The organism is Streptomyces sp. SID13726 (assembly GCF_010548375.1).
Classification (GTDB): Bacteria; Actinomycetota; Actinomycetes; order Streptomycetales; family Streptomycetaceae; genus Streptomyces.
The window spans coordinates 357,612-372,640 of record NZ_JAAGLY010000008.1; the positions used below are offsets into that span (position 1 = coordinate 357,612).

Here is a 15,029-nt window from a genome sequence, read left to right on the forward strand (position 1 = left end):
CTGACAGGCCCTAGACGCCTACGTAGTTGTCGGCGAAGGAGTGCTGCTGGACCGTCGACGTGCGCAGGCTCTCCAGGCGGGAGTCGCGCAGGGCGCGGAGGAAGCGGGACTCCTCGTCGTCCCCGGCGGGCGCGTGCAGCAGGCCGATCATCCAGTGGGAGAACTCCTGGGCCCGCCAGATCCTCGGCAGACAGGTGGCCGAGTAGCGGGCCAGCGGCTCCTCGTCGCCCTGGTGGAGCGCGGCGGCGAAGGCCCGGGCCAGGGTCTCGGCCGCCATGACGGCGAGGTTGGCGCCCTTGGCCGCCGAGGGGCTGATGAGGCCCGCCGCGTCACCGGCCAGGAACAGGCGGCCGTACTGCATGGGGTCCAGTACGTCGGACTCCAGGTCGACCACGGCACGCTCCAGGACGGGTCCGCGGCGCAGCGGGCCGAATCGTTCCGCCCGCATCCTGAGGTCGAGTTCGTCCCAGACGGCCGCGTCGGTCCAGGCGTCCGGGTCGGTGCCCGGTTCGCACTGGAGGTAGTAGCGGGTGACGGAGGGGGTGCGGGCCATGTGTCCCGCGAAGCCGCGGTCGTGCACCGCGTAGGTGACCGCGGGCAGGGCGGGCGGTGTCTCGACGAGCAGGGCGAGCCAGGACACCCCGTGCCGGCGCCGGTGCGAGCGCACCGCCCCGGCCGGGAGCTGTCGGCGGCACACCCCGTGCCGGCCGTCGCATCCGGCGACGTAGCGGCCCGTGAGGCGGTACGGCGTCCCGTCCGCGCGGTGTGCGACGAGCCAGGGCCGCTCGCCGTCCAGGCCGTCGAGGCCGCCCGTCTCGCTCACCGGTGTGTCGAACCGCAGGTCGCCGCCGCGGGCCAGGAACTCGGCGACCAGGTCGGTCACCAACTCCTGCTGCGGGTAGACGGTGTGGGCCTCTCCTCTGCCGAGGCCGTCGTACTGGAGGGCGAACTCGCCGCGCTCGGTGCGGAAGACGCAGGTGCCGTGCTGTCGGCCGCGGGCCCGGAGTCCGGTGCCGAGGCCGTTGTCGACGAGGACGCGGACCGTTTCGGCGGCCAGGAAGCCTGCTCTGGCGCGCTGTTCGACGTGTGCGCGGCTTTGCCGCTCCACGATCAGACAGTCGACACCGGCCGCCAGCAGCAGGTTGCCGAGCACCAGCCCGGCGGGGCCGGCACCGACGATCAGTACCGTCGCCCCGTCCGCGGAGGAGCGTTTTTCCACCTTGTTCTCCAGCTCTCTGATGATCAGTGACGATTCAAGCAGGATGTGGAGAACCGGTGAATGGGTGCCGTTGATCCGAATGGTGCACGGTGCGGGCCGGGTTGACGTGCCGCTCGCTCCCTACCTGGCGCGATGTCGATTTCGGCCTCTTGGCGCAAAAGTGCCGTTTCACCCGTTCGGGGAACCCGAGGCCTCTCTCGCCGCCCGCTCCACACGCCCGCGATGCCCCGCCCACCAATCCCCGTCCCCCGTCGGCAGGTTGTCGCCGGGCCCCCTCAAGCCGACCTCCCCGTCGACCAGTTCACGGACGATGTCGGCGTGGCCCGCGTGGCGGTGGGTCTCGCCGATCATGTGAACGACCAGGCGGTGCAGGGTGATCTCGCCGTACGGCTCGAAGGGGATCCGGCCGAGCGCGTCGAGCGGCAACGCCGAGATCGTCTCGTCGGCGTGGGCGCAGGCGCGGCGGTAGGTGTCCACGATCCGCTCGCGGGACTCCTCGGGGGTGGCCCACAGATCGGCGTTCGGTTCCTTCGTCGCGCCGGTGACCCACAACGGCGGGGCGTCCGGGAACGGCCTGCCGAAGGTCTCGCCGAAGTACAGCGCCTCCGCGCCGGTGAGGTGCTTGACCAGGCCCAGGAGGTTGGTGCCGGTCGGGGTCAGGGGGCGGCGGACGTCGTACTCCGACAAGCCCTCCAGCTTCAGGAGTACGGCGGCGCGGGCGTCCTGGAGATAGAAGCGGAGGTCGGCGCCGGGGTCGGTTCCAGTCATGGGCTCAGTCTGTCGGCGGAGGGATCTGTGTCCACCGAATTCGGGGGCACCGCGTCCCCGGGCGCCCGATGTCAGTGGGCCGTTCTATCGTCCCGGCATGGTGTTCTCGCTGCCCGATGGGCTGCCTTCGGGGCGGTTCGAGCGGTGGGGGTCGGTGGAGGTGTGGGTCTCCGGCGAACTCCCTGACGATGTGGATGAGTTGTGGGTCCGGCTGCTCGGGCGGGCCGGGGTCACCGGGCTTTATCCGCACCTGTGCCGGCCCGGGTCGCCGGTGCGGCCCGTGGATCCGGGGGCCGCCGACGCCGTAGACCTGGAAGGGGTGTTGGCCGCCGACTTCGCGGAGTACCGGCGGCGGCGGTTGCCGTTCTGGAGCGCACCCGCCTCCGTGGAGGTGCCGGAGGACGTCGAGCCCTGGCCGCACGATCCGGGGCCGCCGTTCACGCGCTGGCCGGGGCTCGCGCCCGCGGTCCCGGACTCCGGGGCCGGTCCGACGCCCGAGGAGGCCGCGGCGCGTACCGTCGCCGACCTGCTGTGCGCCGAGCCGTACGCCGCGTCGCTCGCCCTCGCCCTCGTCCCGGCCCGGCGCTCAGCCGACGTCCCGGCCGTGGCGGGCTGGTCGCGCGGTGGGCCGTTGCCGCTGCTGGGCGCCCTGTTGCGGAGCTGGGAGGAGCGGTTCGGGGCCCGGGTCGTGGCCGCGTACGGCGGTGAGCTGCATGTCTCCGTGGCCCGGCCGCCCCTCGACCCGGCCCACGCGGAACTGCTCGCGCTGGAGCACGTGCTGACCACCGCGGACAACATCGTGGACGATCCGCCGACCCCGTTCCTGGAGTACGCGAGGGAGCTTGTCGGGCGGACGGACTGGCGGTTCTGGTGGGACTAGGGACCAGAGAACCGGGCTCGCGAACCGGTCACCGGGCCCGCACCGATGAGTTCCGCACCCCGGCCCGGTCTGTACTGCCGTAATCACCCCAGTGGGAAACGACAAGGAACTGGAGTACATCCCATGCGCATCGTGGTCACCGAGTTCATCAGTCTCGACGGTGTCGTGCAGGCCCCGGGCGGGCCGCAGGAGGACACCGACGGTGGGTTCGCGCACGGCGGCTGGTCGCATCCGTACTTCGACCCGGAGCTGCTCGGCACGGCGTTCACGGAGGGCCTGGAGCGGGCCGAGGCGCTGCTGTACGGGCGGCGGACGTATCTCACGATGGCGGGGGCGTGGCCGGAACGCGCCGGGGACCCGTTCGCCGACCGGCTCAACTCCCTGAAGAAGTACGTCGTCACGGACACCCTCGGCGACGCCGAACTGACCTGGAACAACACCGAGCGCATCCCCGGCACCGACGCGGTCGCCCGTATCCGCGCGCTGCGGGACACCGAAGGCGGCGACCTCGCCATGATGGGCAGCCCCACCCTCGTGCGCACCCTCGTCGCCGAGGGCCTCGTCGACGAACTCCAGCTCGTGGTGATGCCGGTGCTCCTCGGCGGCGGCAAGTCGATCTTCCCGGAGGACGGCGCGAAGCGGCCCTTCGAGCTGGTATCGACGGCCGCCGGGAAGACAGGCGTGCAGGTGTGCGTGTACCGGCCGGCGGGGGCCTAGGGATCGGGGGCGGGCCCTGCGGTTAGTGTGCGCGGATGTCGTACCGACTCGATGCCGTCGTAGGTGACTTCGACCGCCTGCGCAGCTGGGCCGAGGAAGTGCCGGGGGCCGTGGTCGCGCCTCTCCGGCAGCGCCTGGGCCTGCTGCCCCTCTCCGACGCGCTCCACGCCGACCTGCCGAGCCTGCTGTGCGAGCTCTCGCGGAGTGGCCCTGTGGCCCATCTCCAAGCGGACTTCTGGGGCGGCGAGGGCGATCAGACCGCCGACCTGTGGCGGGCCGGTGCGCGGGAATGGGGGCCGGTGCAGACCTCGGACTTCCGTGGCCCGCGGGAGAGTTGGCCGATCAACGCGGCACTCGCTCGCCTCGGCGTGGCCCCGGCGGGCCCCGGCGCACCGGACCACCGCGACCTGTTCCTGGAGGTCGGCCTCGGCCACGGACGGGACGAGGAGGACTGGCACCGGGCCGCCCTCAATGCCTCCGCCGCGGCCGATTACGACGACTGGCACGCGGCCGACCAGGCCGAGCGCGAGTCCGAGGAGCGCGCCGCGGCCGAGCGAGCCGCCCATGAGCGGCTGCCCGGCGTCCCCGTCCCCCTCGACGGCAAGGAGATCATCACCCTGCTCGGCCTGCCCCAGGGACGCACGGTAGGAGCGGCCATCCGCCACCTCCAGCAACTCCACCTCGACCAGGGCCCCCAGTCCCGCGAGGAGGCCGAGGCGGCGCTGCGTGTGTGGGCGGCGGAGCGGGGGTTGCCGGTTACCGGGTGAGGTGGGTGAGGAAGGACGCCCAGGTGGTGGTGGACACGGTGAGGTGTTCGGCGTCGGGGGTCTTGGAGTCGCGGATGTGGATGGCGGAGGTGGTGGCCACCTCGACGCAATCACCGCCAGAGCTGTCGCTGTAGCTGCTCTTGTGCCAAGTCAGTTCAGTCATAGCTCACCTGCCAACTGCTCGATCAGGGCGACGGATTCCTCCGGCCGGAGGGCCTGACTTCTGATCATCGCATAGCGGCGAGCGAGCACACCGACGTCCGCCGGTTTGGATACGAGGGTGCTGTGGCCGTTGCCTTCCATGTACACGAGGGTGGTCTGTTCCGGCGTCTCGATCACCTTCATCGAGCCTTGCAGGCCCGCGTGCCCACCCCTGTCGGTCGGCATGACCTGGATGACGATGTTCGGGCGCTTGGCGCAGGCGAGGAGGTACTCGTACTGTGCGCGCATCACCTCCGGGCCGCCGACCGCGCGCCGGAGTGCCGACTCGTCGAGGATGACGTTGACGACGCACAGCGGCTTGCGGTCCAGCAGGGCCTTGCGCTCCATGCGGGCCAGCGTCAACCGCTCGATCTCGTCCTCGTCGAGAGGCGGGAATGCGCACTCCAGCACCGCCCTGGCGTACGGCTCGATCTGCACCAGGCCATCGATCACCTGCGTGCAGTACGAGGACACGCTCAACGCCTCCTGCTCCAGCTGCACGAACCCCTGGAAGTGCTCCGGATACCGCTCCAGCCGTAGGTACTTGGCGGCGGCCAGCACCAACCCGCCCGCCTCCAACGCCTTCTCGGCCGCCTCGATGAACTCGTCCGTCGCTGGCTTCGCGCAGGTCTCCACCGCGCTCACCGCCGCACCCGAGTACGCCATCAGGTCGCCCAACTCGCTCTGCGACAGCCCCCGCGCGGTACGCAGAAGCCGCAGTACCTCCGCGAAGTACTGCGCCGCGGGCGATGACGTGTTCTTCTTCGGCTGTCCCACCGCACCCCCTCGAATCGACCGCTCAACACCGCTCAACCCGACTCAACGCGCCCACAACCCCAGTCACCGTCAGCGACTGTCGACGCTGCGTCACTTCCGAAGGTAGCGATCAGGACCGACAGTCGTAACGTGAACACGGAAAGTCACTCCTGGCGCCGCTCCTTCATGCCGGTCGTCGAGAACATCCCCGAGGTCCGGCGCGGTGCCCAACTGGTCCTCGACTCCTGGTCGGTGCCCGAGGACGCGAGCGAGACGGTCGTACTGATCCTGTCGGAGCTGGCCGCGAACGCCGTACGGCATGCCCGGCGCCCGGGACGCACCTTCGACACGTCCCTGGCGTACGACGGCGGGAAGGCCGTGGAGATCGAGGTCGGCGACGGTTCCCCGCACCTCCCGGTGCTCAAGTCCTATGACCCGGAGGCCACTTCGGGGCGCGGCCTGATCCTGGTGGACGCGCTCGCGGACGCCTGGGAGGTGCGGCGGCGGGAGTTCGGGAAGGCCGTGTGGGTGCGTGTGCTGGTGTGAGACGTTCAGGGTTCAGGCCAGGAAGCTGCCGTACGGGCCGTTCCGGATGCCGTTCTTCTGCTGCTGGTCGAAGTGGCAGTTCGGGTAGTCGTAGAACGAGGCCGACATCGGTGTGCCGTCGGTGCGTGTGGAGTCGGGCAGGCCGAAGGCGTGGCCCAGTTCGTGCACCATGCCGCCGTACCAGCGGTTCATCGGGCTGTTGATCCCGGCCGCGCCGTCGGCGTCGTGGCCGCTGAGGATCACCCAGCCGCCCCCGCCACCGCCGCCGGAGACGCCGGCCTTCTCGGCGCTGACCTCGCCGACGCACAGCCAGCGCGAGTCCGGGGCGCGCAGGCCGAGTCTGGCCATGAGCTCCTGCTGCATGTTGAAGACCACCCACCAGTACGCGTCACCGCCGTTCGGCGTGTTCTCGTACCAGGAGCGCGGGTGGCTGCCCTGGACCACCTCGACGGCGGGGTTGTTCAGTGTGAACGTCACACCGAGTTCCTGGCGGTAGTAGCGCTGCGACTCCTGCATGACACTGGTGATGCCGTTGGGGTACCGGGAGTCGTTCGCCACGTCCGAGGGCCTGAGCCAGAACACTCGTACCGTCCCGGTCGGCGGGGCGGCGGCGGCCGCCTGGGCCGTGGCGGTGAACGCCCCGGAGCCGAGCGCCACGGCTCCTCCAGCCGCCGCGGCCAGTACCGCACGTCGTGTGAACCTGCATTCCTCCATCGGGGCCCTCCTCGGCCTTTCGGTTCGGTCTTCGGTTCGGTCTTTGGTCCGGCCTTCGGTTCAGTGCTTCGGTGTGGACATGACAAGCTTTTCTCGAACAGTGTGCGAGATACCGACCGTGTGGCGTAGACGACATCAAGCCGTAGTGGCCGCCCGCAACTCCGGGGTGCGCGCGCCGACATACCCCACCGCGGCCACGCACAGCAGTCCGCCCGTGATGAGCGCCGAGGCCCCCGAGCTCCAGCCGGCGACCAGGCCGCCGCGGAGGTTGCCGAGGTGCGGGCCCGCCTGGCCGACGATCGTCTCGGCGGCCGTGACCCGGCCGAGGAGGGCGTCGGGGGTGCGGGTCTGGACGATGGTGGTGCGGGAGAGAACGGCGATGGCGTCCGCCGCGCCGGCCAGCGCGAGGATGCCGAGGCCCAGCCAGGCGCTGGTGGTCAGGCCGAACAGGGCGAGGGCCGCGCCCCAGGTCGCCGAGGCGCACAGCATCACCGGGCCGGGGCGGGCCAGGCGGGTGACCGGTCCCGAGAAGACGGTCGCGGTGACCCCGCCGACCGCGAGCGCGGACAGGAACAGGCCGAGGGTGCGCGGGTCGCCGCCGAAGCGCTCCTCGTTGACCAGCGGGAACAGGCTCACCGGCATCGACAGGACGGTCGCGGCCAGGTCGGTCAGGAGCGCGCCGCGCACCACCCGGTGGCCGGTCAGGAACCGCAGCCCGTCCAGGACGCCGTGCACCCCGGGCCGGGACTTCTCCCCCTCGGGCGGCAGCGCGGGCAGACCGTAGGCGCCGTAGAACGACATCGCGAAGCTCAGGGTGTCCAGGAGGTAGCAGACGCCGATGCCCCACCAGCCGAGCACGACCCCGGCGACCGCCGGGCCGACCAGCATCATCGCCTGGCCGGTGACCTGCTGGAGCGCGAGACCGGACGCCACCTGCTCGCGGGGCAGCAGCCGCGGCACGAACACCCCCGCGGCCGGCGCGCCGAGCGCGGCGAACGACGTCTGCGCCGCGACCAGCAGCAGGACGACCGGCACCGGCGCGTGTCCCGCGAAGCCCTGCACGGTCAGCAGCAGGGCGCAGACCGCGGAGCCGACGGTGCCCGTCAGATACACCCGGCGCCGGTCGGCCCGGTCGACCCAGGCCCCCGCGAACAGGCTCACCCCGACCATGGGCACCGCCTGCGCGACACCGACCGCGCCGCTCCAGACCGTGCTGTGGGTCATGTCCCAGACCTGGTACATGACGGTGACCATGGTCATGAAGCTGCCCAATGTGGACACCGTGCGCCCGAACAACAGCCGCCGGAAGACGGGGGAGGTGCGCAGCGGCCGTACATCGAGGAACGTACGGCTGAGGCTCATGACACGGGGACCGGGGGCGGAGGCGGGGCGGGCTGATGCACCCGGGGACGTTAACCGGCCGTCGCGATTCGGGCCAGCGAATTAATCGCCGGCCCGCGCGGTTCGCCGTACGGTCAGGCGCTCTCGTTCAGCAGGCGCGCCAGGTGCTCGCGGCCCGCCCCCAGCAGCTCGGGCAGCGGGGCGGCGGCCTCGTACCAGCGCTTCTCGTACTCCCAGCAGAGCCAGCCGTCCCAGCCGTGGCGGGAGAGGACCTCCACGCACTCGGCGAGCGGCAGGACGCCGGCGCCGAGCCCGAGCGGGGTGGTGTCCTCGGCCGAGGCGATGTCCTTGACCTGCACGTATCCGAGGTGCGGGGCAAGGGCCGCGTAGGTCTCCAAGGGCTGCTCGCCACCGAGCCAGGTGTGCATGACGTCCCAGAGCGCCCCGACCTGGCGGTGACCGACCGGGCCGAGCACCCGGATCGCGTCGGCACCCGTGCGGTGCGAGTCGTGGGTCTCCAGGAGGATGCGTACGTCGAGGTCGCCGGCGTACTCCGCGGCCGTACCGAGCCGTCGCGCGGCCGTGGCGTCGGCCTCCTCGCGGGGCTGGTCGGAGGCGGCGCCGGGGAAGACCCGGATGTGGCCGGCGCCGAGGTCGCGGGCGAGGTCCAGGAGGCGGTGAATCTCCTCCACCACGGGCTCGTCGTCCCCGGGCGCGGCCACGCGCGCGTACCCGGCGAGACCGAGCACCTCCACGCCTGCCGCCTTGAACTCGGCGACCGCGTCGGCCCGTTCGGCGAGCCCGATCCCCGGGTGCACCGGCTCCTCCGGGTGCGCGCGCAGTTCTACGCCGTGATAGCCGTGCGTGGTCGCGAGCCGCAGCACGTCGGTGAGGGGGAGGCCGGGGACACCGAGGGTGGAGAACGCCAGTTTCATGGCCCTACTCTCACCCGGTGACGAGGGTGAGGTCCAGCCCGGTCACCGCGCTCACTCGGTGAGGTCGAGCCGCCAGTCCTGGCCGTTGAGATCCTGGCCGAAGGAGCGGTGGGGTTTCTCGGCGACGAGGACGAAGCCGTGGCGCTGGTAGACGCGGCGGGCGGCGGCGAGCACGTCGTTGGTCCACAGCACCAGGTCGCGGTAGCCGACCCCGCGGGCGAAGTCGACGACCGCGGTGACCAGCCGGTCCCCGATGCCGAGTCCGCGCGCGTCCGGCTCGACGAGGAGCAGCCGCAGCCGCGCGGTCGCGGGCGCGTCGTCCCGTACGCACATCACGCAGCCCACCGGCCGGCCGTCCAGCTCGGCGATCCACACCCGCTCCAGATGCGGGTCGTGGTCCTCCGCGAAGTCGGCGACGATCCTGGCGACCAGGCCCTCGTAGTCGGCGTTGAAGCCGTACTCGGCGGCGTACCGGGCCGCGTTCCTGGCCACGATCCAGCCGAGGTCGCCGGGGCCGGGCTCACGCAGCAGGACGTCCTCGCGGCGGGGCGGGCGGCCGTCGGACAGAAGAGTCCGGACGGTGTCCATCGCCTCGGTGAGCCGGGGCCGGTCGGCGGCCGGAACGGTGGCGAGCAGCGCCCCCACGGATTCGTCGGCCCGCTCGGCGAGCAGTGCGGCGGTCTCCCGGCCCCGCGCGGTGAGGGTCACCCGGCGCCGCCGCGGATCCTGCCGGGAGGCGGTGCGCTCGATCAGCCCGTCCTGCTCGAACTTGTTCAGGATCCGGCTCAAGTACCCGGCGTCCAGGGAAAGTTCGGTACGGAGGTCGGCGGCGTCGGTACGCGGGGAGTGCGCGAGCTCGTACAGCACGCGGGATTCGGTGAGGGTGTAGGGGGCGTAGAGCTGGCGGCTGTAGTCGAGGGCGCCGATGACGTTGGTGTAGAAGCGGTTGAAGGCGCGGATGTCCTGGACGGTCATGGTTGGTCGACCCCCGGATATGTTTGACTCAGTCAGAGGTATTGGTGGGGTGAGGATAGGTGGTGGGGGGCTGTCGGGGCTAGTCCTTTGGCGGGGGTGGGGGTGGGTGGGGTGGTTCTCCGGGGGGTGCGGGCGGGCGGGGCTGCTTCGGCGTGGCTTGGTGTGGGCGGGGCGCTTTGCTGAGGCTGGGTGGCGGGCAGGGGTGCTTCGCCGAGGCCCGGTGCGGGCGGGGAGGCTTCGCCGAGGCTCGCTGCGGCGGGGCGCTTCACCGCAGCTCCGTGCCGACGGGGACGCTTCGCCTGGGCTCGGTGCGGGCGGGGCCGCTTCGCCGTGGTTGCGTGGCGGACCGGGCACTTCACCACAGCTCCATGCCAGCGGGGACGCTTCGCTGAGACTTGGCTCGGCGGGGCGCGAAAACCGGGTGCCGGTGGGTGGGGCGTGGTGATAGACAGCCGGGCGTGGCGAAGACTCTGGAGTTTCCTGACCTGCTGCGGCTGATCGAGGAGCGGTCGGACGCGTTCCGGGCCGCGGTCGCTTCCGCGGCCGACCTCGGCGTACGGGTGCCGTCCTGTCCCGACTGGACGCTGTTCGACCTGGTCCAGCACCTGGGCGGGGTGCACCGCAGCTGGGCCGCCAACGTGGCCGCGGGCCCGGCCGACGGCCCCGCGCTCCAGCGCGGCACCACGTGGGAGGGCCCTCTGGCGGCACCCCGCGAGCGCGAGGCCCTGCTGACCTGGTCGGCCGAGTCGACCCAACTCCTCCTGAACGCCCTGCGCGAGGCCGGCCCCGACCGCGGCTGCTGGACCTGGTGGGGCGCGTCGGAGTCTCCGCAGACCTCCGGCGCCGTCGCCCGGCACCAGGTCCAGGAGGCGACCGTCCACACCTACGACGCCCAGCTCACCGTGGGCACCCCTTCCCCGCTGCCGACCGACGCGGCCTTCGACGGCGTCGACGAGTTCCTGACCACCTGCTGCGCCACGACCAGCCCCTGGCCGCACCCACCGGCCACGATCGACTTCCACGCCACCGAGGGCCGCTCTTGGCGGTTGTCCCTCTCCCCCACGGGGGCGGCGACTTCGACACCGACGCCTTCCACGCCGACCGCCTCTGCGCGGGGAGCGGCTGGGGAGTTGGTGCTGACGCTGTACGGGCGGATGTCAGTGGATTCCTTGGAGGTCAGCGGGGATCGGGGGGTGTTTGATCTGCTTGAGGCTTGGGAGCCGGAGGACTGAGACGGCGTGGCGGTGACGCCACAGCTCTGCCGGGGGCGTCATCCGCAGTGGCGATAGCTCCAGCGGCCTTCTGGAGCACTGTGGGGAGGGGTGCGGCGGACCGGCCGACCCTGTATTCGCAAATCGAGTCCGGCGAGCGGCTCGGCCGCCACCGCTGGTAGATCGAGCGATCGATCTACCAGCTGTTCGGCTACCAACGGCTCACCGTGCGATACGAACGGAAAGTGAGCTGCACCGGGCGGGTCCGGTGGCTCTACGGGGCGGCCTCGGCATTCACCTGGACCACTCGCGCCCCGGCGATCCCCAGTACCTCGACAATTCGGTGAGCGGCGGACGGGGAGAAGAGGCCGCTGGTCACACTCAGGCCGAATTGAGGCGTCGGAGGGTGCTCCACCTCGCGCAGCAGGAGGAACGCCTCCCCCTCTGCCGGGGAGAAGGCGAAGCAGAGCCACTCCGCGAGGCTGTCGCAGGCGGTCTCCGCCCGGCCCCAGCGCTCCTCCAGCGCCACACGGTCAATATCGACCTCGGCGAGCCACTTGACGTCGCGCGAACTGACATCCCCTTCAGGGATCCGCTTCAGCTCCGCAGGGTCCAACTCTCTCAGGTCCATCCCTACCGCACCTCTGTGACGATGACCGGAACGGAAGCCCACTCCTCGCCCTCCATCTCGGATTCCTTGACGCTATCCCCCCAGGAAGCGTATCCAGGCCTGATGTCGACCTTGGGCTTTACGGCGGTGAAGAACTCCAGGCTTCCCAGCTTGGCGCCCTTGGGGATGGCACCGACGTGCGCCTGGGTAGTCGCGACTCCGAGGGACTACCTCTGCCCTCGGAGCCCGACATATCTGGCTGCGGCCCAAAGCGCGGGCAGCCTGCGCTGTCTCGGCTGCGGCGAGCCCCGGACGTCGCTCTTACCCGCTCCCACCACCTATCTCCCGTAGAAGATCTTTGCACTCCGAGTGGCCTCGCACATGGCGGCAAACCCCACTCTCCGAATCGACGACAACTCCAGGGCTACCACCAAACCTTGGCCTGCAGCTCGGAGTTTTCGGATTCACGGTGATTTGAAACAGGTAGAGGCCGGACCCTGAGATACCTCGAAATTGAAGCCCCCACTGCAATTCATCATTTGAGGGAAGGTCGCGAGATGCGAATTCTTGCGCAGCAAATTCGGCAGCCTCCAAGTCAATCACGGTGCCGGAACACCGCCTCCCGTATGCATGAACTCCCAATGATCCCAGTTCATGTCGGCGTATCCTCCTGCCTGACCATCAACGAAGCCAAGTTGGTCGCCAATATATAATACCCGGCAGTACCCGGTCTTGGAAGGGCAGGCCTCAGAGATCGCCCCCCCGTGGGATTTTCAGCATCCACTCATAGCAGCACGGCCACCAACTTCAGAACTTGCGTGCGCTCAACCCAGTGAATGAGGCCATCCAGGACGGATCCGACGCCGAGATCACACCAGCCACACCAAGATCATAAAATCTAGAATTCGTTGCGGTAAACCAATTTGGCAGCCGTACGGCCGGGCAAGGTTCGGCAATCCAACCTGGCACTTCGCGCAGTTCATGTGTGAGTGCTCAGGACTCCCTTGACGCTCTTCCCTCAGGACCTGCGTGGGCGCGCTGGATGGACGGCCTTCGCCTTCGCGCACGATGCAGCAGACAACGTGAGGCGCCTTGCAGAAGATCCGGTGGGGCGCCTTCCCTTCGCTGCCCGGTGGCTACATCAGCCGTCGGCCGGGGTGGTTTTCCCGTCACCAGAGGGCCGGCCCGGCGAACCGGGTTGCGCGGAGACATCAAGGTCGGGTGCCAGTCGAGCAGGCTCATCTCGGCATCATCCGCCTCCAGGGAATACATCATCACGCTGCCCATGCTCATGATTTATTTGCGCTTGGACGTCAAGGACTCCGGCGTCTCGATGCTTCAGAAATCCTTGCCGTCGTAGACGTACGAACTCTGGACCCCCGGGACCCATTTCCCATCTTTCAGGCAGTCGCGAATTCCTTTTATATCGCCAGGCCGGACTGCTGGGGGGACGGGAACGCGGCGGGTGCTGGTACGGCCCACCCACGCGCGCAAACCCTCCAAGCAAGATCAATGATCAAGCACAGATCCTGGTCATGAGTTCCCGACGGCATCGTCGGAACTCATGACCGATCAAGGACAACCGAGTTCAAACTTCAAGATTACCCGGCGGTCCCGAACTCCCTCACGAAATCCTCGAGCAGTTGGATCATGTCTCTCTCCGACCAGTAAGGAGGCCCACCCCAGGGGCGATACAGAGACATCCCCTCCGCGAGAAATTCAAACACCTCGGAATCCATGAAATGCTCGACGGCAAATCCTTCCATGGACGTCACGTATTCCATTGATCGATCTTCGCCGGAAATAAATTTTCGAGCCATTTCGAGAATTTCTTCCAGAGGGTTCACGGAATATCAAAGCTCCTCGGGATCATTGCAGTGACTATGTGATTCGGATTACTCCCAGAGACAACCACAAAAGGCTTACCTGGCAGCTGTGTCGCCCGAACCTGGATCGTATCGCGGACCGGGTCATACTTTACCTTGTTGGCGTTGTTCAGGATGTAGTCAAGCGCATTCAGCGTTGTGGGGGGACGCCCCGGCCCACTACCGGCGACTCGTTCGGCAGCATGATTACTCAAAGTCCTGCCTTCCGGAGTGACCAGGTTGGGGAGGTGCAGGTTCTTCTCCTGCCTCAACGCCCAATTGGGGCTATAGGGAACCGGCAGGTTACTCGCCGCGCCGACAGCCTCATCGGCTCCCCTGAAGGTTACGGGAAGAACTTCGGCGTTCCCTTCAGGGAACCTTCCACCGAGAGCCAGCATGGGAGCAAGCGAACCGTTGTTCCACGCCGCCTGGTAGGTAACGGAGTTAGGGTCCGCTCCGGCAGCACTCGCCCATCCGTCGTAGGTCTCCTTCGTGCTCTCAGTGGCACTGCAGGAACCATCATCGAACCAACAGAATGGATTGGCGAGGTCACTTGCCTTGTCAAGACCGTAGGCTATGCCGCCCAAATGCCCCATAAGGTTGTCCCGGTTGTTGCTGCCTCTCTTCGCCTGGGCCGGGTCTGGCCCCTTCTTGAATTCAACACTCGCTGAGGAACGCCCCCCGTCGGTGCGGACGGCAAAGGTCATGGTGCCGCTTCCGGTACCGCCGCCCGGGGTGTGGTAAACAAAACTTTGAGTGTAGGTATGGGTGGAATGGTAGACCCAGGTCCCGCCCGGCCCCATTGAGAGGTGGTCCCGATAGGAGCCGCCATTGCCGTCGCTGCATCCCTGCTCGCATGCCGTGATTGGGCGGAGGCCGGTGGGATCAAACTTGGTGACGGGAGTGTTGTTGGAGTACGCGTACCCGTTGAGGGACTCGTGGTCCTCCGGGGCGAGAACTGGGTCAGCGGAGATAAACCGCCCGGTCACCGGGTCGTATTCTCGTGCGCCGATATGGGTGAGTCCAGTCTCGACGTCGGCTGGCTTACCCAAGAATCCCTTGTCGTCGGGCCAGGTCGACGGCGTCGCGCCACGCGCTTCGCCGAAGGGCTTGGTGTAACGGCGGGTGACAGCCTGGGTCGTAGCGTCCACAGTCATTGAGGCAGTGCCGTGGTGGTCGTCGACCATCCAGGACAAGCCGGTCTCAGTGCGGATGGCGGTGGCATCGCCGACCGGGTAGTAGCGCTGAGCGGTGAACTTCTTGGCGGCCGTGTCGTAGTGGAGTTCCTGACCAGCCAGGTACAGGACGGTCTCGCCGGGGCCACGACGGATCAGTAGTTCACCGTTGGCGTCGTAGACGTATTCGCTGGTCTTGGTGCCTCCGCCGCCACCGCCAGATCGGCCGCGTGCCGCCGTTCCAGCGGCTCCAGACGCACCAACCCGCCCTCCAGGACGGGCCCTTCCAACCGGAATCCCATGCCGTGCCTTCCCCTCGCAACGGCAGCAGTATGTGCGGCCACCGCGC

Annotated in this window: 15 protein-coding genes and 2 pseudogenes; 5 read left to right on the forward strand and 12 right to left on the reverse strand. The window is 69.0% G+C overall.

Annotated elements, in window-relative coordinates; genetic code table 11:
- Positions 1-10: 10 nt before the first annotated feature.
- Positions 11-1,219 carry a 4-hydroxybenzoate 3-monooxygenase gene (locus tag G3I78_RS23790; protein ID WP_343243831.1) on the reverse strand — a complete coding sequence of 403 codons (1,209 nt, stop codon included), beginning with the start codon at positions 1,217-1,219 and terminating at the stop codon, positions 11-13.
- A gap of 168 nt (positions 1,220-1,387) precedes the next feature.
- Positions 1,388-1,987, reverse strand: coding sequence for a DinB family protein (locus G3I78_RS23795; RefSeq protein ID WP_164427787.1), 600 nt, complete (start codon positions 1,985-1,987; stop codon positions 1,388-1,390).
- Positions 1,988-2,084: 97 nt separating this feature from the next.
- Between G3I78_RS23795 and G3I78_RS23800 the strand changes: the two genes are divergently transcribed.
- From G3I78_RS23800 to G3I78_RS23810, 3 genes are all read left to right on the forward strand, one after another.
- Complete coding sequence (locus G3I78_RS23800; protein ID WP_164427789.1) at positions 2,085-2,867, forward strand: DUF4253 domain-containing protein; 783 nt, start codon at positions 2,085-2,087, stop codon at positions 2,865-2,867.
- A gap of 123 nt (positions 2,868-2,990) precedes the next feature.
- Positions 2,991-3,584: a dihydrofolate reductase family protein gene (locus tag G3I78_RS23805; protein WP_164427790.1), complete on the forward strand. Its 594-nt coding sequence runs from the start codon at positions 2,991-2,993 to the stop codon at positions 3,582-3,584.
- A gap of 35 nt (positions 3,585-3,619) precedes the next feature.
- Positions 3,620-4,351, forward strand: coding sequence for a hypothetical protein (locus G3I78_RS23810; protein ID WP_203615382.1), 732 nt, complete (start codon positions 3,620-3,622; stop codon positions 4,349-4,351).
- Here G3I78_RS23810 and G3I78_RS23815 read toward each other — a convergent pair.
- A complete protein-coding gene (locus G3I78_RS23815; RefSeq protein WP_164427792.1) occupies positions 4,341-4,514 on the reverse strand; it encodes a DUF397 domain-containing protein in 174 nt (57 codons plus the stop codon). The genes G3I78_RS23810 and G3I78_RS23815 overlap by 11 nt on opposite strands.
- Positions 4,511-5,329 (reverse strand): helix-turn-helix transcriptional regulator, encoded by an 819-nt coding sequence (locus tag G3I78_RS23820; RefSeq protein WP_164427794.1) that lies wholly within the window; start codon positions 5,327-5,329, stop codon positions 4,511-4,513. The genes G3I78_RS23815 and G3I78_RS23820 overlap by 4 nt, the downstream gene beginning before the upstream one ends.
- Positions 5,330-5,458: 129 nt before the next feature.
- On the opposite strand from G3I78_RS23820, the gene G3I78_RS23825 reads away from it, so the two are divergent.
- A complete protein-coding gene (locus tag G3I78_RS23825) occupies positions 5,459-5,854 on the forward strand; it encodes an ATP-binding protein (protein ID WP_343243832.1) in 396 nt (131 codons plus the stop codon).
- 12 nt (positions 5,855-5,866) lie between these two features.
- On the opposite strand, the gene G3I78_RS23830 is transcribed toward G3I78_RS23825, so the two are convergent.
- From G3I78_RS23830 to G3I78_RS23845, 4 genes are all read right to left on the reverse strand, one after another.
- Positions 5,867-6,568, reverse strand: a complete 702-nt coding sequence (locus G3I78_RS23830; RefSeq protein ID WP_164427796.1) for a hypothetical protein — start codon at positions 6,566-6,568, stop codon at positions 5,867-5,869.
- A gap of 135 nt (positions 6,569-6,703) precedes the next feature.
- Positions 6,704-7,930 (reverse strand): MFS transporter, encoded by a 1,227-nt coding sequence (locus G3I78_RS23835; RefSeq protein WP_164427798.1) that lies wholly within the window; start codon positions 7,928-7,930, stop codon positions 6,704-6,706.
- 113 nt (positions 7,931-8,043) lie between these two features.
- On the reverse strand, positions 8,044-8,844 hold the full coding sequence (locus G3I78_RS23840; RefSeq protein ID WP_164427800.1) for a sugar phosphate isomerase/epimerase family protein: 801 nt from the start codon (positions 8,842-8,844) through the stop codon (positions 8,044-8,046).
- Positions 8,845-8,895: 51 nt separating this feature from the next.
- A complete protein-coding gene (locus G3I78_RS23845; RefSeq protein ID WP_164427802.1) occupies positions 8,896-9,819 on the reverse strand; it encodes a bifunctional helix-turn-helix transcriptional regulator/GNAT family N-acetyltransferase in 924 nt (307 codons plus the stop codon).
- Between the two features lie 458 nt (positions 9,820-10,277).
- On the opposite strand from G3I78_RS23845, the gene G3I78_RS23850 reads away from it, so the two are divergent.
- Positions 10,278-11,051: a maleylpyruvate isomerase family mycothiol-dependent enzyme gene (locus tag G3I78_RS23850; protein WP_164427804.1), complete on the forward strand. Its 774-nt coding sequence runs from the start codon at positions 10,278-10,280 to the stop codon at positions 11,049-11,051.
- A 253-nt stretch (positions 11,052-11,304) separates the two neighbouring features.
- Here G3I78_RS23850 and G3I78_RS23855 read toward each other — a convergent pair whose 3' ends face one another.
- The 4 genes and pseudogenes from G3I78_RS23855 to G3I78_RS52125 all read right to left on the reverse strand — a co-directional run.
- The gene (locus G3I78_RS23855; protein ID WP_239157987.1) at positions 11,305-11,661 is read right to left on the reverse strand and encodes a hypothetical protein; all 357 of its coding nucleotides are present in this window, start codon (positions 11,659-11,661) and stop codon (positions 11,305-11,307) included.
- A gap of 1,580 nt (positions 11,662-13,241) precedes the next feature.
- Complete coding sequence (locus G3I78_RS23860; RefSeq protein ID WP_164427806.1) at positions 13,242-13,487, reverse strand: hypothetical protein; 246 nt, start codon at positions 13,485-13,487, stop codon at positions 13,242-13,244.
- Positions 13,484-14,884, reverse strand: a pseudogene (locus G3I78_RS23865) (RHS repeat-associated core domain-containing protein); the annotation flags it as partial. The gene G3I78_RS23860 and the pseudogene G3I78_RS23865, both read right to left, overlap by 4 nt.
- A pseudogene (locus tag G3I78_RS52125) lies at positions 14,884-14,982 on the reverse strand (N-acetyltransferase); the annotation flags it as partial. The pseudogenes G3I78_RS23865 and G3I78_RS52125, both read right to left, overlap by 1 nt.
- Between the last annotated feature and the right edge of the window lie 47 nt (positions 14,983-15,029).

Excerpts from the sequence above, each read along its gene's own strand:
- G3I78_RS23840 (WP_164427800.1), bottom strand. The coding sequence starts at position 8,844 with ATGAAACTGGCGTTCTCCACCCTCGGTGTCCCCGGCCTCCCCCTCACC.
- G3I78_RS23835 (WP_164427798.1), bottom strand. The coding sequence starts at position 7,930 with ATGAGCCTCAGCCGTACGTTCCTCGATGTACGGCCGCTGCGCACCTCC.
- G3I78_RS23830 (WP_164427796.1), bottom strand. The coding sequence starts at position 6,568 with ATGGAGGAATGCAGGTTCACACGACGTGCGGTACTGGCCGCGGCGGCT.
- G3I78_RS23800 (WP_164427789.1), top strand. The coding sequence starts at position 2,085 with ATGGTGTTCTCGCTGCCCGATGGGCTGCCTTCGGGGCGGTTCGAGCGG.
- G3I78_RS23855 (WP_239157987.1), bottom strand. The coding sequence starts at position 11,661 with ATGGACCTGAGAGAGTTGGACCCTGCGGAGCTGAAGCGGATCCCTGAA.
- G3I78_RS23805 (WP_164427790.1), top strand. The coding sequence starts at position 2,991 with ATGCGCATCGTGGTCACCGAGTTCATCAGTCTCGACGGTGTCGTGCAG.
- G3I78_RS23795 (WP_164427787.1), bottom strand. The coding sequence starts at position 1,987 with ATGACTGGAACCGACCCCGGCGCCGACCTCCGCTTCTATCTCCAGGAC.
- G3I78_RS23845 (WP_164427802.1), bottom strand. The coding sequence starts at position 9,819 with ATGACCGTCCAGGACATCCGCGCCTTCAACCGCTTCTACACCAACGTC.
- G3I78_RS23810 (WP_203615382.1), top strand. The coding sequence starts at position 3,620 with ATGTCGTACCGACTCGATGCCGTCGTAGGTGACTTCGACCGCCTGCGC.
- G3I78_RS23815 (WP_164427792.1), bottom strand. The coding sequence starts at position 4,514 with ATGACTGAACTGACTTGGCACAAGAGCAGCTACAGCGACAGCTCTGGC.